The sequence below is a fragment of the Carnobacterium sp. CP1 genome (genome assembly GCF_001483965.1).
Taxonomy (GTDB): Bacteria; Bacillota; Bacilli; order Lactobacillales; family Carnobacteriaceae; genus Carnobacterium_A; species Carnobacterium_A antarcticum.
Map to the genome: position 1 here is coordinate 1,792,545 of NZ_CP010796.1, position 23,251 is coordinate 1,815,795.

17 protein-coding genes are annotated in these 23,251 nt (G+C 38.3%); 7 read left to right on the plus strand and 10 right to left on the minus strand.

Annotated elements, in window-relative coordinates; genetic code table 11:
• Window positions 1–352: 352 nt before the first annotated feature.
• Together NY10_RS08465 and treR are read left to right on the plus strand one after the other, a co-directional pair.
• Window positions 353–1,195 (plus strand): 3D domain-containing protein, encoded by an 843-nt coding sequence (locus NY10_RS08465; RefSeq protein WP_058919557.1) that lies wholly within the window; start codon window positions 353–355, stop codon window positions 1,193–1,195.
• A gap of 281 nt (window positions 1,196–1,476) precedes the next feature.
• Window positions 1,477–2,205 (plus strand): trehalose operon repressor, encoded by a 729-nt coding sequence (treR, locus tag NY10_RS08475; protein WP_058919559.1) that lies wholly within the window; start codon window positions 1,477–1,479, stop codon window positions 2,203–2,205.
• Between the two features lie 640 nt (window positions 2,206–2,845).
• Here the strand turns inward: treR and treC are convergent.
• From treC to rpmH, 10 genes are all read right to left on the minus strand, one after another.
• On the minus strand, window positions 2,846–4,501 hold the full coding sequence (gene treC / locus NY10_RS08480) for an alpha,alpha-phosphotrehalase (RefSeq protein ID WP_058919560.1): 1,656 nt from the start codon (window positions 4,499–4,501) through the stop codon (window positions 2,846–2,848).
• Window positions 4,502–4,524: 23 nt separating this feature from the next.
• Complete coding sequence (gene treP / locus NY10_RS08485) at window positions 4,525–5,985, minus strand: PTS system trehalose-specific EIIBC component (RefSeq protein ID WP_058919561.1); 1,461 nt, start codon at window positions 5,983–5,985, stop codon at window positions 4,525–4,527.
• Between the two features lie 329 nt (window positions 5,986–6,314).
• Window positions 6,315–7,634 (minus strand): ISL3 family transposase, encoded by a 1,320-nt coding sequence (locus tag NY10_RS08490; protein WP_156413258.1) that lies wholly within the window; start codon window positions 7,632–7,634, stop codon window positions 6,315–6,317.
• 173 nt (window positions 7,635–7,807) lie between these two features.
• Window positions 7,808–9,643: a type 1 glycerol-3-phosphate oxidase gene (gene glpO, locus NY10_RS08495; protein ID WP_058919562.1), complete on the minus strand. Its 1,836-nt coding sequence runs from the start codon at window positions 9,641–9,643 to the stop codon at window positions 7,808–7,810.
• A 14-nt stretch (window positions 9,644–9,657) separates the two neighbouring features.
• On the minus strand, window positions 9,658–11,169 hold the full coding sequence (glpK, locus tag NY10_RS08500) for a glycerol kinase GlpK (RefSeq protein WP_058919563.1): 1,512 nt from the start codon (window positions 11,167–11,169) through the stop codon (window positions 9,658–9,660).
• Window positions 11,170–11,321: 152 nt separating this feature from the next.
• Entirely contained in the window at window positions 11,322–12,845 is a 1,524-nt protein-coding gene (locus tag NY10_RS08505) for a helix-turn-helix domain-containing protein (protein WP_058919564.1), read from the minus strand.
• Window positions 12,846–13,749: 904 nt separating this feature from the next.
• Window positions 13,750–14,538, minus strand: a complete 789-nt coding sequence (gene jag / locus NY10_RS08510; protein WP_058919565.1) for an RNA-binding cell elongation regulator Jag/EloR — start codon at window positions 14,536–14,538, stop codon at window positions 13,750–13,752.
• Between the two features lie 44 nt (window positions 14,539–14,582).
• Window positions 14,583–15,416, minus strand: coding sequence for a membrane protein insertase YidC (gene yidC, locus NY10_RS08515; RefSeq protein WP_058919566.1), 834 nt, complete (start codon window positions 15,414–15,416; stop codon window positions 14,583–14,585).
• 35 nt (window positions 15,417–15,451) lie between these two features.
• Complete coding sequence (gene rnpA / locus NY10_RS08520; RefSeq protein WP_058919567.1) at window positions 15,452–15,790, minus strand: ribonuclease P protein component; 339 nt, start codon at window positions 15,788–15,790, stop codon at window positions 15,452–15,454.
• A 106-nt stretch (window positions 15,791–15,896) separates the two neighbouring features.
• The gene (gene rpmH / locus NY10_RS08525) at window positions 15,897–16,031 is read right to left on the minus strand and encodes a 50S ribosomal protein L34 (RefSeq protein ID WP_034551597.1); all 135 of its coding nucleotides are present in this window, start codon (window positions 16,029–16,031) and stop codon (window positions 15,897–15,899) included.
• An 873-nt stretch (window positions 16,032–16,904) separates the two neighbouring features.
• Here rpmH and dnaA point away from each other — a divergent pair.
• The 5 genes from dnaA (at window position 16,905) to gyrB (ending at window position 23,234) form a co-directional block, all read left to right on the plus strand.
• A complete protein-coding gene (gene dnaA, locus NY10_RS08530; protein WP_058919568.1) occupies window positions 16,905–18,242 on the plus strand; it encodes a chromosomal replication initiator protein DnaA in 1,338 nt (445 codons plus the stop codon).
• A 267-nt stretch (window positions 18,243–18,509) separates the two neighbouring features.
• A complete protein-coding gene (dnaN, locus tag NY10_RS08535; RefSeq protein ID WP_058919569.1) occupies window positions 18,510–19,652 on the plus strand; it encodes a DNA polymerase III subunit beta in 1,143 nt (380 codons plus the stop codon).
• 269 nt (window positions 19,653–19,921) lie between these two features.
• A complete protein-coding gene (yaaA, locus tag NY10_RS08540; RefSeq protein ID WP_058920298.1) occupies window positions 19,922–20,173 on the plus strand; it encodes a S4 domain-containing protein YaaA in 252 nt (83 codons plus the stop codon).
• Window positions 20,173–21,294, plus strand: a complete 1,122-nt coding sequence (recF, locus tag NY10_RS08545; RefSeq protein WP_058919570.1) for a DNA replication/repair protein RecF — start codon at window positions 20,173–20,175, stop codon at window positions 21,292–21,294. Before yaaA ends, recF begins: the two co-directional genes overlap by 1 nt.
• A 2-nt stretch (window positions 21,295–21,296) precedes the next feature.
• Window positions 21,297–23,234: a DNA topoisomerase (ATP-hydrolyzing) subunit B gene (gene gyrB, locus NY10_RS08550; RefSeq protein ID WP_058919571.1), complete on the plus strand. Its 1,938-nt coding sequence runs from the start codon at window positions 21,297–21,299 to the stop codon at window positions 23,232–23,234.
• Window positions 23,235–23,251: the final 17 nt, after the last annotated feature.

Genomic DNA, 23,251 nt, shown 5'->3' on the forward strand with positions numbered 1-23,251 from the left:
AGTGATTTTTGATTTTTCAGTGAAAATCAGAACCTTAGTTTACGAATAATGCATTAACATATCGAACAGATTACAAAGAAAGCCCTATCTTACAAAAAATGCCGATTTGTCGTTTTTTCGACAAAAAAAGGCCCAAATAATACAAACAGGATAAGAAAGCATAACGATTAGCGTAATGCCTTTATTTTTTCAATATTCGTGGTAGGATAGCAAATGTTGAAGGAACGAGTCCTTCAGAGACCTTTAGTCGTATAACATACAATTGAATATGTCGTCCGAAACTACAGTCATATGCTCTTAACGAAATATAGTCAATAAAACTATTAGGAAATAAAAAGGAGAGTAAAAATTAATGTCTAACTTTAAATCAAAATTATTTATCGCAGGTGCTACTTTAGCTTTAACAGGAGTCGTAGCTGTTTCAAACCCAACCCAAGCCTCAGCAGCAGAATTTGAAGCTACTACTTGGGAAGCTCGTTCAGTAGATGATATTAAACAAGATATCCAAAATAACGAAGATGGCAGCACAGAATACACTATCCAATGGGGAGATACATTATCTTCTGTAGCAGCTGCTACAGACAATTCCCTTAATGCATTAGTCGATATCAATGATATCAATAACGCTAATACAATCTATAGCGGCAACACGATTCATTTATCAGCTGATCATTCAACCGTGACCATTGAAAATGAAGATGAAGTTGTGAGCTACGATGTGAGCCAACCTGAAGAAGCGGTTGAAGTAGAAGCTCCACAAGAAGAAACACAAGCGCCAGTAGAAGAAGCGCAAGCTCCAGCAGAGGAAACAACTCTAGCACCCGTTGAAGAAAAAACGGAAGAACCAGCTGCAGCCCCTGTTGAAGAACAACCAGCAGAAACACAAACAGCTGAACCAGCAGCACAATCTGGCCAAACAGTCTCCGTTGAAGCTACTGCTTATTCAACTAACCAACCTGAATTAAGCGACACAACAGCTACAGGAATCAATTTAAATGAAAATCCTAATGTTATTGCTGTAGACCCAAGTGTTATTCCTTTAGGATCAACGATTACTGTCCCAGGATACGGTACATTTATTGCTGGCGATACAGGTAGTGCTATTCAAGGAAACCGCATCGACATTCACATGACTGACTTAAACCAAGCAATGAACTTTGGCAGACAAACATTGAATGTACAAGTTTCAAACTAATTTGTAACAAAACGGCTTGAAACTGCAAAAACAGATATAAACAACCCCCAATGATGTCCAGTATACATCTTGGGGGTATTTTTTTGCCTTTTTTTAGAATTAGAATAAAATAAAATCGGTTCACTGCAAGCAATTACCTCAAATCTAAACGGTCTTTCTTTCACAGTTTTCATTAAGCAAACCATACTGCAGTTGTTCCTAAAGAAATGATTAAGATTCGTTTTTTCCTTTGCCGAATGTGCTAAACTATAAGGGAAATAAAGAAATGCGAGGCAACTTACATGAACAAATTCACTGAGATTTATTTAACGATTGAAGCGGCTATTTTGAATCAGGTTTATTCAGCGGGAGACCTCTTGCCGAGTGAAAACGAACTAGCAAAAAAATACGCAGTGTCCCGCGAAACCATTCGGAAAGCCTTATCTTTATTATTGGAAAATGGGTACATTCAAAAAAAACAAGGCAAAGGATCGATTGTTTTGGATGTGAAACGCTTTGACTTTCCCGTTTCTGGCTTGACGAGCTACAAAGAATTGCAAACGGCTCAACACATCAACAGCCAAACGATCGTTACAAAAAATATCCATACTCCATTGCCAGATGCTTTGGCCAAACATTTGAAACTGCCAGAAGGAACGCCAGCTATTTATGTTGAAAGACAACGGCAAGTGAATGGAGAAGTGGTGATTTTAGACAAAGATTACCTTTTAGCTTCGGTCATTTCAGACATGCCTGATGCTGCTGCTCATGATTCTCTCTACACCTATATTGAGCAAACTTTAGGATTAGTGATCGGCTATGCTCAAAAAGAAATCACTGTTGAACCAGCTACCGCCGAGGATCACCTTTTAATGGATCTGCATGATGAGGATACGCATGTCGTAGTGGTCCGAAGCGATGTTTATTTGGAAGACACAACACTCTTCCAGTATACCGAATCCCGTCACCGCTTAGATCGATTCCGCTTCGTTGAATTTGCCCGACGCAGAAACCCAAGCGAAACTCTTTAAATAAAGGAATCAAAATAATAGCCTTATCCTATACAAATAAAAAAAACTGTAGAGTGCATGATGAATTGCGCCCTACAGTTTTTTTATGATTGCGATTTGATGAGTAGACCAACTACTCTACTTACTTATTCTGTGATCTTACTACAAACCTGTTAGACGATTCGTCGTGCATAGTACAGCTATTTTGAAAGAATTTTTCTATTTGATTTCTCTTATTCATATAATTTGTACTGTGTTCTTATGTACCGTATGGATAGAATTTTTTCATCCTTATCATATCGCCTTCAAAATGGGTTTGCATACCTTATGTCGCGTTTTATTATACAGTTAAGGTACGCATCTGGATTTTGCGTGCCTCAAGTCGGGGCTTATTGTCCAGTTAAGGTACGTATCCGGGTTTTGCGTGCCTTAAGTCGAATCTTAGCGTACAGTTAAGGCACACACATATCCATTTGAAGCTTCTGGAGACTACCAAGGCTCCAGGAGGTTCTATGACTTTCCACAAGAAAATACGTGAATTCCAGAGGAAATTACATGCCTTACGAGCCCACCAACACTATTTTATAGTTAAATAAAAAAGCTTTAAATCAAAGTTTTTAAACTTCGATTTAAAGCTCTTTCTCTTTTTGTGATCTTTTATTTACGCTTCAAAATAAAAAGCGATCGTTTCGTAAGGTTCCAGTGTCAACATCTCGGTCAATTCTCGTTTCTCACCGTTGCCGATCAAATAGCGGCATTTGCGATTTAAGAATTCTTCCGGGATCTCAACACTTACTGGTTCAGCATAAAAATGATTTAATACCAACAATTGTTCTCCTTGGTATTCTCTGACATAACCATAAACACTTGGATGATCCATCAAGATTCCTCGATAACTGCCTTCAGAGATAATTTTCATCTCTTTCCGCAAACGAATCAACTGTTTATAATAGTTTAAAATCGAGCCGGTTGCTTGTTCTTGCTCCACATTGATACTATGGAAATTCTCAGCTACTTTCAACCATGGTTTACCAGTTGTAAACCCTGCATGCAAGTCATTGTTCCACTGCATAGGCGTTCGGCTGTTGTCACGAGATTTCACTTTAATGATCTCCATTGCTTCTTCATGCGACAACCCTTTTCCCACCAATTCAGCATAAGCATTATATGTTTCTATATCAACATAATCCTCTAACTCTTCGAAACCAGGATCGGTCATCCCGATCTCTTCGCCTTGGTAAATATAAGGCGTTCCACGCAGCAAATGCATCGTTTGCGCTTGTAAGGTAGCTGAAGCTTCAAAGTGGTTAACAGGGTCTCCAAAACGGCTGATGCCCCGCGGTTGGTCATGGTTGTTCCAAAACAATGCGTTCCATCCATTGCCTTCCGACATGCCGACTTGCCATTCATCTAACAACTGTTTCAATTTCATAAAGTCAAACGGCATCAAACTCCATTTTTCTCCATTCAAGTAATCAACTTTTAAATGATGAAAACTAAAAACCATCGATAATTCTTCGTTTTCAGGATTTGAATAAGCTACACCATTTTCTACAGTCGTTGAAGACATTTCTCCAACAGTCATTGAGTCTTTTACATGTCCAAATGTTTTTTGGTTCAACTCATGGATAAACTCGTGAGCAATCGGCCGGTCGGTATACAATGATTTGCCTACGTTGTCTTCCGCATCAACCAACACTTCCTCTTTTCCAATCACATTGATAACATCAAATCGGAATCCGGTCACGCCTTTTTCCAGCCAAAAATTAACCACTTCATATAATTCTTTACGAACTTCCGGGTTGCGCCAGTTTAAATCAGCTTGAGTAACGTCATAAAGATGCAAGTAGCACTTTCCGGTATCTCCAAATGGTGCCCAAGCCGGGCCGCCGAACTTGGAAACCCAGTTGGTCGGATAAGAACCATCAGCTTTGGGCTCTCTTAAAATATAATAATCTTGGTACTTCTTATCGCCGGCTAATGCTTTTTGAAACCACTCATGCTCAATGGATGTGTGGTTCAGAACCATATCCAGCATAATTTCCATTTGGTGCTTTTTAGCTTCTGAAACGAGCACTTCAAAGTCTTCCATCGTTCCAAATAAAGGATCAATTTCAGTATAATTGGAAATATCATACCCATTATCTTTTTGCGGTGATGAAAAGAAAGGGTTCAGCCAGAGCATATCCACATCCAAACTAGCCAAATAAGGGATTTTTTCAATAATTCCCTTTAAATCTCCAACTCCATCTCCATCTGAATCCTTAAAAGACTTCGGATAAATTTGATAAACGACTTTTTCGTGAAACGTACTCAATGTTATTCCTACTTTCTAAAAAATTATTGTCCTAATTCTGGTTGACTCGCTTCAATTGCTTGATCTGATTTATTAAAGATATTGTATTTGCGGAACACGACTGTTAAGGCAAACGGCACTACAATAGCAATCACCATACAAATAATGAATACGAACCAGTATTGGTTTTGGATTGAAAGAATCCCTGGCAGACCGCCGACTCCAATTGAGTTGGCTGTGACATTAAAGATCGTCGAAACCATTCCAGCAAGACCGGAACCGATCATTGCAGCTACAAATGGGTAAACGTATTTGATGTTGATCCCGAACATTGCAGGTTCTGTTACACCTAAGTAACAAGAAATCGCTGCCGGAATAGAAACTTGTTCTTCTTTTTTATCGCCGCGGTGAAGGAAAATAATCGCTAATACAGCTGAACCTTGGGCAATATTAGATAAAGCGATCATTGGCCATAAATTGGTTCCGCCATAGTCAGCGATCAGTTGCAAATCGATAGCATTTGACATGTGATGCAGCCCAGTAATGACTAAAGGTGAATACAAGAAACCGAACAAAGCGCCGAATAACCAGTTCACTGAACTGCCTAAACCAGCATAGACTAAACTTGAAATCCAACCTCCAATGATCCAGCCGATAGGACCTAAAACTGTATGCGCAATCAATACAGTTGGCACTAAGGCGAAGAAAGGGACAAAAATCATTGATACGGCTTGCGGGATAACTTTACGCAATCCTAATTCCAAGTAAGCTAGTAGGAAACCGGCCAACATTGCAGGAATAACTTGTGCTTGATAACCGATCATATCAATTTGGAAAAAACCGAAATCCCAGAACGGAATATCTGCTGCTGCTGTTTCGGCAACGGCATAGGCATTTAATAATTGCGGTGAAACTAATGTGATTCCTAAAACAATTCCTAAAATTTGAGTCGTTCCCATTTTCTTAGCAATGCTCCATGTGATTCCAACTGGTAAGAAGTGGAAAATCGCTTCGCCAATCAACCATAAAAAGCTGTTGACACCGTTCCAAAATTGAGAAACTTCTACAATAGTTTGTCCGTCGAGATATCCCATGGGAACGCCTTCTAAAATGTTACGGAATCCTAAAATCAGACCCCCTACTACAATTGCGGGAATAATGGGTGAAAATATTTCAGCTAATACAGACATCGCCCGCTGAATTGGGTTTTGATTTTGTTTACTGGCTGCTTTTACTTCGTCTTTTGATACTCCTTCTTTACCGGAAATTTTTGAAAACTCGTTATAAAATGTAGCGACATCGTTTCCGATAATGACCTGAAATTGACCGGCTTGTGTGAAAGTGCCTTTTACCGCGGGGATATCTTCAATTTTTTTGACATCTGCTTTGGAAGCATCGTTCAATACGAACCGCATCCGTGTAGCACAGTGACTGACCGCAGAAATATTCTCGGGACCGCCAATGTCTTCCAATAACTGTTTCGCATCTTGCTTGTAATCCGCCATTTCTTTTTCCTCCTCTATAAACTGCTTTTCTCCAACTTGTATATACAAGTAAAATGTACCTTTTTTTAAACAAAAATGCAAGCGTTTTATATTTTTTTATCAATAAACCCTCTTTTAAAAAAACCAAGTGTTAAATTATAACAGTTCCCATCATTTCAATGAGCCAAGAAATGCGTACGCTAAGAAAAGAAATCGCTTTATACAGCAAAAAAAATAACAGCCGAACCACAAAGGAAACGTTTAGTTTCGGTTCTACGTCAACTGACGTTGGTAAAGAATTTTAGTCCCTTATTTAATTAAAAAAACTTGAACACTTTTCATGGTAGGCGTTATGCTGCTATGAAAAGTGTTTTTTCGTTCTGTTTAATAGCCGCTGGTTTCATATTAAAATGCAGAAGAATACGGTTTTTATAGTTCACGAAGTTTCGGTAGCCGTAGGCCACACGGTTAAGAACTTTGATCTTATTGTTGATTCCTTCAATTTTTCCGTTTGAATACTTATAGGTAACGGTATTTTTTATGTGCTTCATATGTTTTTTCAATGTTTTGAGGCTCGTCTTCATTGGTTTTGAAATAAGTGGATAATCTTTTTCTAAAATCTTTACTAGCTCATCATAGTCATTCTCTTCAAGAGCCTTTAGAATCGTTTGATACACCTCATAAGTCTCTTTCAGAACGGTGTTGTAGCCCAACAGTTCGTCGACGATCGCTGATTCTAAGCGTAGACCAAATAAAGCATAATAAGTATAGGTTGTATAAGACAGTTCAGATTCTTTCTTTAAGATTTTTTTCCAAAACCGTTTTAATCGACGGTACTTTTTCATATCTTCTCCATTTGAGGTATGAAATTGATTCATAACCGTTATCCTTGTACGATTCAGTGAACGATTAATCAGCTGGACAATATGAAAACGATCAATAATGATCTTGGCGTTTGGAAAAAGAATGGGAATAAAATTGACGTAACCAGCGTTCATATCGACTGTAATGGTTTCTACTTTTTTTCTAGCCTTTAGGCTATACCGTGAAAGGAAATGGTCTTTTATCGTTCGACTGTCTCGAGAAGGCAAGATATCAATGATCGTTCCTTTTTCGGCATCAATGTATTCAAAAGCCATTGTGCTATTGGCATACTTAAACTCGTCAAACGAAAGATGTTTAGGAAGCCAGAAGTAATGCGGTTTGTAATTCTTAGCTTGCTCGTTAATAACGCGCTGCGTCGTTGCTGAAGAAACTCCCGTTTGACTAGAGATATCTTTTATAGATTGAGCCATAGACGATTTATCTAAAATTTGTGCTTTTACATGATTTGAAATAAAACAATTTTCTTTCAATAGAGGCGTTTTCGCAGTAAATGTAGCCTCGCATTCTTTGCACATGAATCGCTGCTTTTTAAGCAGTAAATAGGTGGGATGAATACCACTCATGGGTAAAGTAATGCGCGAGGTCTGTGTTCCGTTACAGTAGATGGTATACTGCTCGTTTGGTGTATGGCACTTCATACATTCCTGCGGAATGTAGGTCAATCGTCCTTTAATAAATTTACATTTTTTCCCTTTGAATTGACCGTATTCTACGCAATCCTCTTCAAAAACAATGTTTTTGTCTTGTATATCTAGTACTTTTCGCATATCATTTGATGTAGGCAAGTGAGTTCTCTCCTTTGAATGAGTTGTGGTGACTTTAATTCTACAGGAGAACTCACTTGTTTTCTATTTTCACGAAAAAAGACGTTAGTAAGTTTTCACTCACCAACGTCAAATATTGTACAACCTTAGTTTCTTTGCGGTTCAGCTGTTAAATCTATTTTTGTTGGTTCTTATTAAGCGTTACGTTGTTTCAATTCTGATAAATCAGATTCGGCAATAGTGCGGTTTAATTCTTCCATTTGTTTTTCTTTTTCTTCATTTGACCAATCATAAAAACGTGCCATTTCATCTACTACTGGTTGTTTGATCGCATCTAGCGTATCGCGCATAAAGAGCATATGGTTGGTACGGCGCCAGAAGAAATCTATTGGCCGCAATGCCATCTCTTCTTCCATTGCATAATGAAGACTAAGCGTATCCGCTAAGCTTAACCCAGGAACAGCTTCCAGTTCGTCGATTTGTGCATAAACTTTCGGAGCATTAGAACCATACAAATCAGCCAAGTAGACAGATTCTTCTTTACTCAACCCTTTTTCAATTCCGATTTGAGCGATTTTTTCTAACTCTTCATCGACATTAGCAGGATCGATTTTACCGCCAGATACTGGATAGTTTTTAGAATCCGCTAATTTGTAAGACAAATCAAATTTATTTTCCAACGTCTCTTGAACGAGGTTAACAGCACCTTCTGCCATTTTACGGTAATCCGTTAATTTACCCCCAGCAAGCGTGATGAGACCGTTAGTTGCTGTTTCAAGTGCGCTTCCGCGTGAAACTGAAGAAGGACTCGCTTCGCTTTCTGATAAAGTACTTTCTACGTTCTCCAACACTTCTTCTACATCCCAACGGGTTGCTTCGTTGCGTTGGAATTTGGATACAACAGCAACGACTTCATCGAAACTCTTATCTGAAAGGCTGCCATTGTTTCCTCCATTGTAATCAGATCCGCCATTTGAAGCAATAAGCGGACGTAAACCAGCCCAGCTGGCTTCAATATCGTTAATCGTCAAATCGACTTCTGGGTAACGGCGGTTGACGATTTCAAGAAGGTAGTCGACATCTTCTTGTGTCACTGTCGGATGATTGAAATCTCCATGGTAATCTGTGTCGGTCGTACCAAAATAAGTCTTATCTTCACGAGGAATCACAAAAATCATTCTGCCATCTTGATCTCCAGTGTCAAAATAAGTTGGCTGCGGTACAGATAGTTTTTTAGCATCAACGACCAAGTGCACTCCTTTTGTCGGGCGCATTTGTGACGGGGTCGTGTCATTTTCATCTAGTTCTCGTACAAAATCAGACCAAGGTCCGCTTGTATTAATCACTAAACGGGCATGAATATCAAATTCTTCTCCTGTTAGCAAGTCCGATACTCGTACGCCATTCACTTGACCATTTTCGTCGTGCAGAATCGATTGAGCTTGCACATGGCTGGCAATCTGCGCCCCATCTTGAGCAGCTTGTTTAATATTTTCAATCACCAGACGTGCATCATTGTTTCTAAAGTCCAAATAAACGCCGCCGCCTAAAAGTCTTTCTCCTTGCAGTTGAGGTTCTCTTTCCAGCACTTCTTCTTTCGTCAGCATATAATTCGTATAACGAGGGTCTGTCACGTTCGCTAAGCGGTCGTATAGATCCATCGCTACTTTGATTGAAAACATATTGAAGGTTGCACCAGGTTCGTCATAAATCGGAAGCAGCATCGGATCTGGTTTTGGGATATGCGGTGCAATGCTTTGTACCACTGCACGTTCCTGAACAGTATCTGCTACAACCTCCACATCAAATGTTTTTAAGTAGCGCAGTCCGCCGTGAACTAATTTTGTCGAACGTGAAGAAGTTCCTTCAGCAAAATCCTGCATCTCGATCAATCCGGTTTTCATACCAGATGCGCTGGCTTGCAAAGCAACGCCGGCACCCGTAATTCCACCACCAATGATCAATAGATCAAGGGTCTCGGTTTTCATTTTTTCTATCGCTTGTTTTCTAGTTTTTGATGAGAATGTCATCTTTTCCCACTCCTTTATTTTTTGCTCTTATGTTTATACACTTGCGTAGCCGCCACAGCTTCTTGCCAGCCTGCATATAAATCTTCGCGGCGTTCTTCAGGCATTTGCGGCGTGAATCGTTCTCCTTCTTCACTGAAGGATTTAATTTCATCCAAGTCTTTCCAGAAGCCCACTCCTAATCCAGCTAAGAACGCAGCACCTAACGCGGTTGTTTCTAAGTCCGCTGCCCGTTGGACGGGAACATTTAGAATGTCGGCTTGAAACTGCATTAACAGGTTGTTCATAGCCGCTCCGCCGTCTACTTTAAGCAGTGGAATATCAATACCTGAGTCCAGACACATCGTATCAATGACGTCTCTAACTTGATACGCCACTGCTTGCAAGGTTGCTTTGACAAAATCTTCCCGTGTTGTTCCGCGTGTCATACCAAATACGGCACCGCGAGCGTTTGAGTCCCAGTACGGAGCACCTAATCCTGTAAAAGCCGGTACAACATAAATCTCGTCTTCGCTGGACGCAGCAGCTGCAACTTCTTCCGATTCAGCTGCTGTTTCGATCAGTCTCATGCCGTCCCGCAGCCATTGTACAGCTGATCCTGCTACAAAAATACTGCCTTCTAAAGCATAGTAGATTTTCCCATTGATTCCGTAACCAATGGTCGTCAATAAGTTATTGCCGGACAATTGCGGTTTTTCTCCAGTATTCATGACAATAAACGAACCTGTTCCATAGGTATTTTTAACCATGCCCGGTTCAAACGCCATTTGACCAAATAAAGCAGCCTGCTGGTCACCGGCCATACCCGAGATTGGAACTTCACCGCCATAAAAATTCAAACTCTGTGTGTAGCCGTAAACTTCAGAATTGGATTTCACTTCCGGAAGCATGCATTTCGGAATGGACAACAATTGTAAAATATCTTCGTCCCATTCTAAGTTATGAATATTGAATAGCATCGTACGGCTGGCATTTGAGTAATCGGTTACATGAACTTTGCCATTTGATAATTTCCAAGTAAGCCAAGTATCGATCGTTCCAAAAAGAAGTTCGCCCTTTTCCGCACGTTCCTGTGCTCCTGGTACATGATCCAAGATCCATCGAATTTTTGTTGCAGAAAAATAAGCATCAATCAGCAAACCAGTTTTTTCATGGATCATTTCTGAGTGATCGTCTTTCATAAGCTGATCTGCAATGTCAGATGTTTGGCGAGACTGCCAAACGATTGCTTTGTAAATCGGACGTCCAGTTTTTTTATCCCAAATAACGGTCGTTTCACGCTGATTGGTGATCCCGATGCCCGCTATTTGATTTGGTTTGATCCCAAGTTCGATCAAAGCTCCGGCAATCACGATTTGAACAGAATTCCAGATTTCAACGGCATCATGTTCTACCCAACCTGATTGAGGAAAATATTGCGGAATTTCTTTTTGAGAACTAGCTAATTTTTTGCCTTTTTTATCAAATATAATGGCTCTTGTACTGGTTGTACCTTGGTCGATCGCCATAATATATTTCTCTTCTGTCATTTTTTTCTTACCTCCAAAAAATTGTAACCTCTTTCATTTATAGTCTAATCATAACGCGTTTTTCAGAGGAGAAACTACCAACTTTTTTTACCGTTTCCAAAAAAAGTGACAAAAAAGAAAGGAAACCTCTCTATATGAGGAAAGAGTCCCTTTCACTTTGGTGTATTTTTAAGTTGATCTTGCATAAAATCTTTTTTCTTGTTCTCCAAAATCAGGTGCACTTCCTTCTTGATTTGAAGGAGATCATAAGTCGATCCTAATTCAGAAAGCACATAAACTTCTTGTTTGATAGGGTATTTGCCAAAAAGAGCCGCATTGGTATTGGTGATCACCAAATCATAAGAAGCCTCGCTGCGGTAAGGCTCCATTCTCACTCCATTGCGCTCATCCAGACTTTGAATGAGCATCGTTGTTACTGTTTCAGCATATAGTTTTTCCATCTGCAAGTCGATTCCGATATGGATCTTAGAAGAACTCTCATTCTCAACAAGTTTCAGAATACTAAGGTACCGGCCCAGAGCGTTCATTTGAAGTGTGTTTTTTTCATCTGATTTTTGATTCATGGTTTTTAACGTATCCTTTAGAAGTATGCAGGAAAATTGTTTAACATTCGGACGCACAATAGCTTTTTCCTTTTCCCACAAATTTTCTAAATCATGAAATTGAAGATCTCCTTGAAAAAAGAATAAAAGCAGATGTGTCTGGGTTAGATAATAGAAGGTCTTAGAAAGCAAAGACGGAGACAAAGACTTCAACCCAAAATTCTGAGTGATTCTTGAAAGCAGCTGCTGATAATATTCAGCATGAGGAAAAGCAATCAACTTCAACTCAGCAGGCTGATTTTCATAAAATTCTTCAGGCAAAATCGACATGGAAACTAGAAATACAAAAAATATCATCGCCTCCTCTTCTTCTGCTTCGAATGAATAGCGGCTCAAAAAACGAAAAACCGTTTCCTTTAGTTTTTTATACAATTCATTTTCTTGAAAAGGTATTATCGATCGCCGTAATTGCCAATAAGTTTTGTATTTCAATTGAATTCGTTTACGGGTAATGATCATCCAGAGGTTCAATCGTTGGCGGTCATGGTCATGGAGCACAACATCCAGATTCCGCTCTAAAACCCTGACCGTTTTGCTTTGCCAGCTATCTGTATGATTTATTTGATGATTTGTATAGGGTTCCAAAAACCAGTAAAGCTGAAAGAAAAAATAGCGGATCTGCAATTCTTCGCCCCGCATTTTTCCATTACGGATTTGAATATCGAATTCTTTCAGAAAACCGTTTATTTCTTTTAAGCGTCGATAGAAAGACGCTTCACTGACCAAAAGCTGATTGGTCAATTGAGGCACTGTAAATTCCTGATATTGATAGATATAATCTAAAACTTGAAATTTCAAGCTATCCTTGATGTATAAACAACAAATTTCCTGCAATGTGTGGTGTTTTTCCAACCGCAAAACCAATTCATCATCTATTCGCTCAAATACAAACAGGTGAGGCGATACAGCAGCAAGATCTTGTATATTCTGCAAATACTTATCAAAAGATGGTTTCGCTATCTGTAAAGAAGAGAACAATTCACGATAGCTGATTTGTCCGCCGTTTAAAAGGAGCTTTCTTAAAATACGAACCTGATACCGTTCACTTTTGTCCAGTAGATCTTCTATTTCCATAACGAGTTCCTCACTCCTTTTGACTAACTTCTTTGCCAAAACAACTGGTCAATGCTTTCACAGCTAATTGCTCAGCTAGCGCCAGGATAGTCGTCTCCAACAAGAATTGACCGCCGAGAATTCGATGGCTTTGCTTATCAAAGAGCAATTAAAGTTCTCTAACTTTTAAAGCTGCCGTTACTTCAGCAAATGATGCTCCAATACTAACTACATCCATTCTGTTTTCTCTCCTTCAGTGAAACTCTTACATTCATTAAACTCTACTTTGCATACCTTTTCAAGGAATCTTACCAGCGTTTCTACTCTCTTCTGTCATCATACAGGAATACAGCCTAAAAAATTGGTTAGACAACTGCAGCCAAATTCCTTTTTCCTTTCCATCATCTTTGCTTTTAGGTTCTATCCTTTAGTGTTGGCATCTAAAAGTAATGACAGACGAAAATCTCCGTTAGAATAAAAGTTCTATCATAAGAATATTGATGTTAGTGTCAAGATATTCTGGTAAAGGGGTAAAGAAATTAGAACTTATTTTTATTGAACGCTACCTACTTGCATCGGGTTATTTTCTTTCTCATGTACTCCTTACAATACGCGATCTCTGTCGCTTTTCTATTCAACTGCAGGTAGTGAAATTTTCGGATCACTGCTATTTTCTTGACCATTTGCAGTGTCTGCTTTAGAACGGGACAAACTACTGCCAAAAAGAAGGGCGTTCGTCCCAAAAACAAGAAAACGAGCCGAATCGACGCTAAGAAGAATGGTGTTTCCGCTTCGTTTAAAGCTTGAGTAGTAAACTACGGAGGTAATTCAATTCCACCCCCTAAGAGTCACCAACACAATTGGACAAAGAGCCATACAAAAAAGCTTAACAAAAAGGTTTCCCTTGTTGTTAAGCTTTTTCGCTTTATTTCACCGGTTCGACTACTAAGTAACGGTGAGGTTCATTGCCTTCTGAGTGAGTCGCAACTTGTTTATTTTTACTCAAATAAAAATGAATCTGTTTTCTTTCAAAAGCAGGCATTGGTTCTAGAAAAACAGGAAGGTTTGTACGAACAACTCTTTCAGCCGTTCGATTAGCTAATTGTTTTAAAACAGCTTCACGGCGTTCACGATAATCTCCAACATTTACAATAGCTGTAAGTTTAGTTGGTGCATGATGGTACAGCAACACTTGTGCTAGCGATTGTAAAGCATTCAGTGTCTTACCATGTTTGCCAATGACCAAACCGGCTTTTTCGGTATGAATATGGAAAGTAACCTGATTGCGCGACTTTTCAACATCTACGGTTGCAGCAGCTCCCATTTGTTGAGCAACGTCAGCCAAATAATCAGAAACCAATTGCACTGCTTCTTCGTTATTCTGCGAGTTTTTATTCGCATCTGTAACTTGTTGATCCAACTGAGCAGCTTCTTTCACATCTTCTGGAAACTCTTCTTTTTGAATTTCTGTGTGCTCGCTTTTCTCACTTAAAACTTTTGAATCAATATTTGCATCTGCTCGTGTCAATGGTTCTTTCGTTATCTTTTTCTTTTCTACGATCACGATCGCATCTTTCTTACCGAAACCTAAAATACCTTTTTTTCCCTCAGTAACGATTTCAATAGAAGCTTCTTCCTCGCGGATACCTAAAAGCTTCAAACCTTTTTGAGTTGCTTCTGCTACTGTTGCTGCTTGAGCCGTGTACTTATCCATCTGTTGATCCTCCGTTCTATCTACTCTTGATTGATAGTAAAGACTTATTTCTTTTTCTTTTTCTTTTTCGGATTTAACGCTTTTTCTAGAGCGCGTTCGCGTTCACGTTCAGCTTGGAGTTTTTCTTCTCGTTCTTTTCTGATTTTAAATGGATTATTCAGTAATAACGTTTGTCCAACAGAAAAAGCATTTCCTACTACCCAGTACAATGATAATGCACTTGGCAGTGTGATACCCATAAATAAAATCAATGCCGGCATCATGTACATCATAGATGTGGTTGTCGGGTTTGATTCAGCTTGGCTCATGCTTGATAATTTTGTTGTTGCATAAGTTAAAATAGCAGCCAAAACAGGTAAAATAAACATTGGGTCTGGTTTACCTAAGTTCATCCATAAGAAATTCCCGGTGCTTAGCGCTTCTGTTCGGCTGATTGCTTGATAAAGACCCATCAATACAGGCATTTGGATCAGTAAAGGCAAACAACCCGCGACCGGATTAACTCCTGCTTCTGAATACAATTTAGATGTTTCTTCTTTTAATTTACTTTGTGTTTCAGCATCTTTAGATGAATATTGTGCTTGCAAAGCTTTGATTCTTGGTTGCAATTCGCTCATCTTACGTGTGCTTTTGGTTTGCCCATGCATTAAAGGCAATAGAACAATCCTGATGATCAAGGTGAAAACAATAATTCCCAATCCATAACTTCCACCAAATAAATCAGATAACCAAATAATCACACGTGAGAAGTTTAAAACGATGTATCGATCCCAAAATCCTGTACTTTCAGCAGTGATAGGTGATGTACCACACCCCACTAAAACAACTGCTAACAAAACGGTTCCTAATAAAAGAAGTAATCGCTTACGGTTTTTCACGGTTTTTCCCCCATTCTTTCAATAAAAAAATAAGCTTAATCTAACATTTTAGCCAATCTCAAAACGTGGATCAAGCTCTTTTTAGTTTCTTTTACCGACATTGTTGCCGCTGGTTTACGGGCAATGACGATAAAATCTTTCTCCGATTTTAAATGAGGCTTTAATTCTGTTAAACTTTGACGTATTCTTCGCTTAACGGCATTTCTTACCACTGCATTGCCAATTTTTTTACCGACAGACAGCCCTACTCGAAAATGCGGTTGTTCTTTTTTGTCTAATACATAAAGAACAAATTGACGGTTGGCTGTAGATTTTCCACGATGAAATACTTTTTGAAATTCTGATTCTTTTTTGACACGATAGGCTTTTCTCATTCAAATAACCTCTCATCTCTTTTTCTTTACCTGAACAAATTGCTTCTATAAGTATGTGTATTTTTAATAAAAAAAGAAAAAAAAGACCACTGAGACGTTCAGTGATCTATGCAGACAATGATTTTCTGCCTTTACGGCGTCTACTTTGTAATACATTACGTCCATTTTTGGTACTCATACGTTTACGGAAGCCATGTAACTTTTGACGTTTACGTTTTTTAGGTTGGTAAGTTCTTTTCATTCGTAATACACCTCCTGTAATAATAACTATCTCTCATTATATTGTTGTTTAGCAGCACAAGACAGTCTCATTTATTCTAATGAAATAAAAACGGGCTTATCAAAATTAATTTCAAACCTTTTTTTATTCATTCACTTCAGTATGATAGCATAAATTACAAGAATAGGGAACCTTCTTTTCACTTTTTTATTCCTTGTCTTTAAAAAAATAGTTTCCGAGCTGAAAAAATACCAACCATTGAGCAACTATTTCTAATGGATTCTATCTCTTCCTTTTCTATTAACAGCTTTATTCATGTTCGTAAAATGAATAAAAAATTCGATTTCCCCTCATTTTTCTCTCTTTATTTTATTCCTTCCCGCTTAAATCTTAACAGTTTACATTTTATTTCCAGTTCATTTTTTCCCTGTTTTTACTGCCTTTTTTCTTTTTATCTATCCAAAAAAAGACCGTAGAAAAACAACTATAACAAAAAGCTTATGGCTGTTTTTGCGTGCTCTAAAAGATATCCACAATCCGGTTTTTATTATCCACAGCCTTCGGTATAGCTTTTTTTCAGTACTTTATTAAAATTGAGTTACAAAGCTGTTATCCACAAACGAACAAGCTGTGCACGGTTTCTTACACATACCAGATCGAGTCTGTGGATAACTTTTAAAAACATTGATATATAGCCATTAAAAGACTGTAAGTTTTCCCCTTTTCTATTAACAGAAAGGTTTTTAAAATTAGTTATACACTATTTATTTTAGCCTGTGGATAACTATATTGACAAGTCTTGTATGAATTTTCAACAGGTTGCAACTACTTGTGGAAAACTTTAAAAGAAAGTGCTAAAATAAGAAAGACACATTTATAAAGGAGGTTCTCTATTTGGATGATTTACAAACTTTGTGGAACTTTTTAAAAGAAAAATTTAAAGACTCCCTTTCCAAAGTTAGTTACGATACTTGGATCGAAAGCGCCGTTCCAATTCGCATTACTGAAAATAATATTATTATTGAAGTTCCTTCTTCTTTACACAAAGAATATTGGGAAAATAATTTAGCCACTCGTATCGTCGAAAATATTTATGAATATTCCAGCCGCGAAATTTCTCCATTATTTGTTATAAAAAATGAAAATGAGAATGCCAACGCTAATGGTAAACAAAAAAGCCAATCGCTCACTCAAAAAAATGCCTTTAGAAAAGATGTTTTATTAAATGATAAATATACATTTGACACCTTCGTTATCGGCAAGGGCAACCAAATGGCCCATGCAGCAGCTTTAGTAGTTGCTGAAGAACCCGGTACAATTTATAATCCGCTATTTTTTTATGGAGGCGTTGGACTTGGAAAGACACATTTGATGCATGCTATCGGTCATCAAATGCTTTTATTAAATCCAGATGCCAAAGTAAAATATGTCAGCAGTGAAACTTTTGCAAATGATTTTATCAATTCCATACAAAATAAAATGCAGGAAAAATTCCGAAATGAATACCGGAGCGTAGATTTACTATTAGTAGATGATATTCAATTTTTTGCTGATAAAGAAGGAACACAAGAAGAGTTCTTTCACACATTTAACGCACTTTACGACGATCGGAAACAAATCGTACTAACAAGCGATCGTTTGCCAAATGAAATTCCTAAGTTACAAGAACGGCTGATCTCAAGATTTGCTTGGGGATTATCGGTCGATATTACTCCGCCTGACTTAGAAACTCGGATCGCTATCTTACGCAAAAAAGCTAACGCAGAAAGATTGGAAATTCCAGGAGATACACTCAGTTACATTGCTGGTCAAATTGATTCTAATATTCGCGAATTAGAAGGGGCTCTTGTTCGAGTTCAAGCTTATGCTGCGATTGAAAGCCGTGATATCACAACAAGTTTAGCTGCTGATGCTTTAAAAAGTATGTTGCCTTCTAATAAACCGACGACTTTATCCATTCTGGATATTCAAAACGTTGTCAGTAAGTATTACCAAATATCATTAGTCGATCTAAAAGGAAAAAAACGCGTCAAATCGATTGTTTTGCCACGACAAATTGCGATGTTTTTATCCCGTGAACTAACAGCAAATTCTTTGCCGAAAATTGGTGCTGAATTCGGCGGTAAAGATCATACGACAGTGATCCATGCTTATGAAAAGATCAATCATGCTTTAACGAATGATCATCAGTTAAAACAAGATATAGAAGAAATTAAAAATAAATTGAAATAATCTGCTCATTATTTTGCCTTATACTGACTTATAAATTTACATTTTATGGACTTATCCGTTAGACTACTCGTAAGGAAATAAAAAAAATAACTTAAAGAGCTTGTGTATAACTCTCAAAGTTATTCCAGATTTATCAACAACTTATCCACATGTGGAAAACCTTGGTATGCATAGTCTCACTTTGCTTTCCCACAGTATCCACAGGCCCTACTACTATTACTAAAGATCTTATTAAATTAATTAACTACTATTCTGGAGGTTTACTTAATGAAATTTACCATCAAAAGAAGTGCATTCTTAAAGAGTTTAGCTGACGTACAACGGGCGATCTCTTCGAGAACAACTATCCCAATTTTAACGGGAATAAAAATCGTTGCGAATGAAGAAGGGTTGACACTGACAGGGAGCGACTCAGATATTTCCATTGAAACGTTCATTCCTACAACAGACGAAGCAAATGCCTTAACGATTGAAAAAACAGGTAGCATTGTATTGCAAGCTCGTTTTTTTAGTGAAATCGTTAAAAAGTTACCAGAAGAAAATATGGAGATCGAAGTTTTGGATCATTTCCAAACCTTGATCACTTCAGCAACAGCTTCATTTACCATTAATGGTTTGGATGCCAACAACTATCCGCATTTGCCAGTCATTGACACAAATGAGTCCTTTACTTTACCGGTTGGCTTATTTAAACAGGTCATTGGACAAACGGTTATTGCCATCTCGACTCATGAAAGTCGTCCAATTTTAACGGGTGTCAACATGGTTATCGAAAATGGCAAGCTGTTAGCAGTCGCTACAGACAGTCATCGTTTAAGTCAGCGTGTGATTCCATTAGAAACATCTGAAGAACAGACCAGTAAAAAATACAATGTTATTATTCCTGGTAAAAGCTTAATAGAATTGGCTCGTACTTTGGATGACAACTCCAGCACGATCGAAATGATGGTGACCGAAAATCAAGTTTTATTTAAAACTGAAAACATGTTTTTCTATTCTCGTTTGCTGGAAGGCTATTATCCAGATACAAAACGATTGATTCCGGATAATTCAGCAACAGAAATCGAATTTAATGCTGTTTCTTTATTAGGCGCAATTGAACGAGCTTCCTTGTTGTCACACGAAGGAAAGAACAACGTGGTCAAAATCACCATTAATCCAGATATAGTAAAAATCTCAGGAAATTCACCAGATGTAGGGAATGTCCAAGAGGATTTAGATTACCTATCTGTTGAAGGGGAACCGATCGAACTCTCTTTTAACCCCGACTATATGAAAGATGCTTTGCGGACATTCGGGCAAACCGATATAAAAATCAAGTTTACTTCACCTGTACGACCATTTATCTTGGTCCCAAGTGAAAATAACCAAGATTTCATTCAATTGATTACTCCAGTACGAACTTTTTAAAGAATCAACAAAAAACTGCTTTTCTCACCAAATGGGAAAAGCAGTTTTTTTGCTGTCTTGCCCAAAAACCGCCTTTTTTTCTCTTTTAAGCAACTTTTACGTTTTTAGGGTCTTTTTGTATCATTCTATTAAAGTGGATAGAAGCTAGTTTATTTCTAATTCGATTTGTAATCTAACTCAAAAAGGAGTATAATAGAACTAACAACTAAGTGCGTAATGCGTGGATTTTTCAACTCTCCACGCTTATTTTATTGAAAGCAGGTGATTTTATGAAAAAGACTATTTTAATCAATAGCGAATTTATTACTTTAGGACAATTTTTAAAGCATGCGGACATTATCAGCAGTGGCGGTATGGCAAAATGGTATTTAGCTGAACATACGATCTTACTTGACAACGAACCAGAAAATCGCAGAGGAAAAAAACTTTACCCCGGTTCCGTTATCGAAATTCCTGGAGAAGGAACATTTTTCATTCAATCTGTCGAATCAAACAATCAGATTCCTGAGGATGAGCTCTAATGTTTTTGAAAGAAATTCAGCTTTCAAATTACCGTAATTATGAAAGCGCCCAAGCAACTTTTTCTGAGGGCATCAATGTTTTTATTGGTGAAAATGCCCAAGGAAAAACAAGTTTGATGGAGGCTGTTTATGTATTGGCGATGGCTAGAAGTCATCGTACTGCCAATGATAAAGAGTTGATTCGATGGGATCAGGATGTTGCTCGCGTAAGCGGCCGCATTCAAAAAAAAGGATCTAGCTTCCCGCTGGAAATTTCCATTTCTAATAAAGGGAAAAAAGCTAAATTTAATCATTTAGAGCAAAAAAAATTAAGTGCTTATATAGGCAATTTAAACGTGATTCTCTTTGCACCAGAAGACTTGTCTTTGGTCAAAGGTTCACCGCTGGTCAGAAGAAAATTTATAGATATGGAAATGGGCCAAATGAGCCCTATTTATTTGCACCATTTGGTTCAATACCAACGCATATTAAAACAACGCAATCATTATTTAAAACAATTGGCTTTTCAAAAAAAACAAGATCTGACTTTTTTGGAAGTATTGACCGAGCAACTTGCTGAACATGGAGCAGCTATCTTAGCCGAACGCTTTTTGTTTGTGGAAAAGCTAGGCAACTGGGCTGCTCCTATTCATGACGAGATTTCAAAACAAAAAGAAGTGTTAGAAATTGAGTACCATTGCGGCTTGTCCATAACAGATCATCAAGACAAAGAGAAAATTTATTTAGATTTTCTGCAAGCTTTTGAAAAAGGACAAAAACGTGAAATAGAACAAGGCGTCACTCTTTTTGGACCGCATCGTGACGATTTGAAATTTAGCGTTAATGGCCGGAATGTACAGACATTTGGTTCGCAAGGGCAACAAAGAACGACAGCCTTGAGTGTGAAATTGGCAGAAATTGATTTGATGAAAGAAATGACAGGGGAATACCCGCTTTTATTGTTAGATGATGTGTTATCTGAATTAGATGACGAGCGTCAAACGCATTTGTTAAAAGCGATTCAAAGCAAAGTGCAAACCTTTTTGACGACGACTAGTTTAGACGGTGTAAAACAAAGTATGTTGGAGACTCCGCGAGTCTTTCGAATTGTAGATGGTCATGTAGAAATGGAGAGTGAATAAGTTTGTCTGAAGAAATTAGAGATAAAGCTGATATTGCGCAAGATTATGATGCAAGTCAAATTCAAGTTTTAGAAGGTCTGGAAGCTGTCCGTAAACGTCCTGGTATGTATATTGGTTCAACCAGCGGCGAAGGGTTACATCACTTGGTGTGGGAAATCGTTGACAACTCGATCGATGAAGCTTTAGCTGGATTTGCTGATGAGATAAACGTTGTCGTTGAAGTAGACAACAGTATTACTGTCATAGATAACGGTCGTGGAATCCCGGTTGATATCCAAGCCAAAACAGGTCGCCCGGCTGTCGAGACAGTTTTTACCATTCTTCATGCTGGTGGTAAATTTGGCGGTGGCGGATATAAAGTTTCAGGTGGTTTACATGGCGTTGGTGGTTCCGTTGTTAATGCCCTTTCTACTAGATTAGAAGTTCGTGTGCACAAAAATGGGAAAATTTATTTCCAAGGCTACTCTAGAGGAGCCGTTTTAAATGATTTGGAAATCATTGGAGAGACCGAACGTCACGGGACAACTGTGAACTTTTTGCCGGATCCAGAAATTTTCAAAGAAACAGTCGTTTTTGATTTTGACCGTTTGGCTGTTCGTGTCCGCGAATTAGCATTTTTAAATCGTGGATTAAAGATAACGATCGAAGACAAACGTGAAGAAAAACCTCAAAAACTGGAATACTATTATGAGGGCGGAATTAAGAGCTACGTTGCCTTTTTAAATACAAATAAAAATGTTTTATTTGAAGAGCCGATCTTTTTAGAAGGCGAACAACAAGGAATTACCGTTGAAGTGGCTATGCAGTATACAGATGGCTACCACACGAATTTATTGACGTTTGCTAACAATATCCATACCTACGAAGGTGGAACGCATGAATCAGGCTTTAAAACAGCTTTGACACGTGTGGTTAATGATTACGCGAGACGCAATAAACTGATGAAAGAAAACGAAGAAAACTTAACTGGTGAAGATGTGCGTGAAGGATTGACAGTAGTTGTTTCGATCAAACACCCTGATCCGCAGTTCGAAGGGCAAACCAAAACAAAATTGGGCAACTCTGAAGCAAGAACAATTACCGATCGTCTTTTTTCAGCACATTTTGATAAATTCTTAATGGAAAATCCGCAAGTGGCTAGAAAAATATTTGAAAAAGGTTCGCTAGCTTCAAGAGCACGTCTAGCTGCAAAGCGAGCACGTGAAGTCACTCGTAAGAAGAGCGGGTTGGAAATCAGCAACTTGCCGGGTAAATTAGCCGACTGTTCAAGCAAAGATCCATCAATCAGTGAATTGTTTATTGTTGAGGGAGATTCCGCTGGAGGTTCTGCTAAACAAGGCCGATCGCGTTTATTCCAAGCGATTTTGCCGATTCGAGGAAAAATCTTAAATGTCGAAAAAGCAACTTTGGATCGTATTTTAGCAAATGAAGAAATCCGAGCGTTGTTTACCGCAATGGGTACAGGATTTGGCGGCGATTTTGATCTGTCTAAAGCTCGTTACCATAAATTGGTTATCATGACCGATGCGGATGTCGATGGAGCACATATTCGTACTCTACTATTGACGTTATTTTATCGTTATATGCGTCCAGTCGTTGAAGCAGGTTATGTGTATATCGCACAACCGCCATTGTATCAAGTGCGACAAGGGAAAAAAATGGTTTATTTGGATTCAGTGGAAGAATTAGATGAGTTATTGAAAGAACTGCCAGTTTCGCCAAAACCGGTTATACAACGGTATAAAGGACTAGGGGAAATGGACGCTGAACAATTATGGGAAACAACGATGAACCCTGAAAATAGACGGATGCTGCAAGTGACTGTGGAAGACGCTATTGAGGCAGATAAAAGCTTGGATATGTTAATGGGTGACCGTGTTGAACCAAGACGTGAATTTATTGAAGAAAATGCACGTTATGTACAAAATTTAGATATTTAATCCAAATAGGAGGACAA

Bases quoted from the DNA above. Each gene is read 5' to 3' on its own strand.
- NY10_RS08465 (WP_058919557.1), top strand. From the start codon at position 353: ATGTCTAACTTTAAATCAAAATTATTTATCGCAGGTGCTACTTTAGCT.
- jag (WP_058919565.1), bottom strand. From the start codon at position 14,538: ATGGATAAGTACACGGCTCAAGCAGCAACAGTAGCAGAAGCAACTCAA.
- rnpA (WP_058919567.1), bottom strand. From the start codon at position 15,790: ATGAGAAAAGCCTATCGTGTCAAAAAAGAATCAGAATTTCAAAAAGTA.
- yaaA (WP_058920298.1), top strand. From the start codon at position 19,922: ATGAAAAAGACTATTTTAATCAATAGCGAATTTATTACTTTAGGACAA.
- rpmH (WP_034551597.1), bottom strand. From the start codon at position 16,031: ATGAAAAGAACTTACCAACCTAAAAAACGTAAACGTCAAAAGTTACAT.
- glpO (WP_058919562.1), bottom strand. From the start codon at position 9,643: ATGACATTCTCATCAAAAACTAGAAAACAAGCGATAGAAAAAATGAAA.
- treR (WP_058919559.1), top strand. From the start codon at position 1,477: ATGAACAAATTCACTGAGATTTATTTAACGATTGAAGCGGCTATTTTG.
- glpK (WP_058919563.1), bottom strand. From the start codon at position 11,169: ATGACAGAAGAGAAATATATTATGGCGATCGACCAAGGTACAACCAGT.
- NY10_RS08505 (WP_058919564.1), bottom strand. From the start codon at position 12,845: ATGGAAATAGAAGATCTACTGGACAAAAGTGAACGGTATCAGGTTCGT.
- treP (WP_058919561.1), bottom strand. From the start codon at position 5,985: ATGGCGGATTACAAGCAAGATGCGAAACAGTTATTGGAAGACATTGGC.
- recF (WP_058919570.1), top strand. From the start codon at position 20,173: ATGTTTTTGAAAGAAATTCAGCTTTCAAATTACCGTAATTATGAAAGC.
- dnaN (WP_058919569.1), top strand. From the start codon at position 18,510: ATGAAATTTACCATCAAAAGAAGTGCATTCTTAAAGAGTTTAGCTGAC.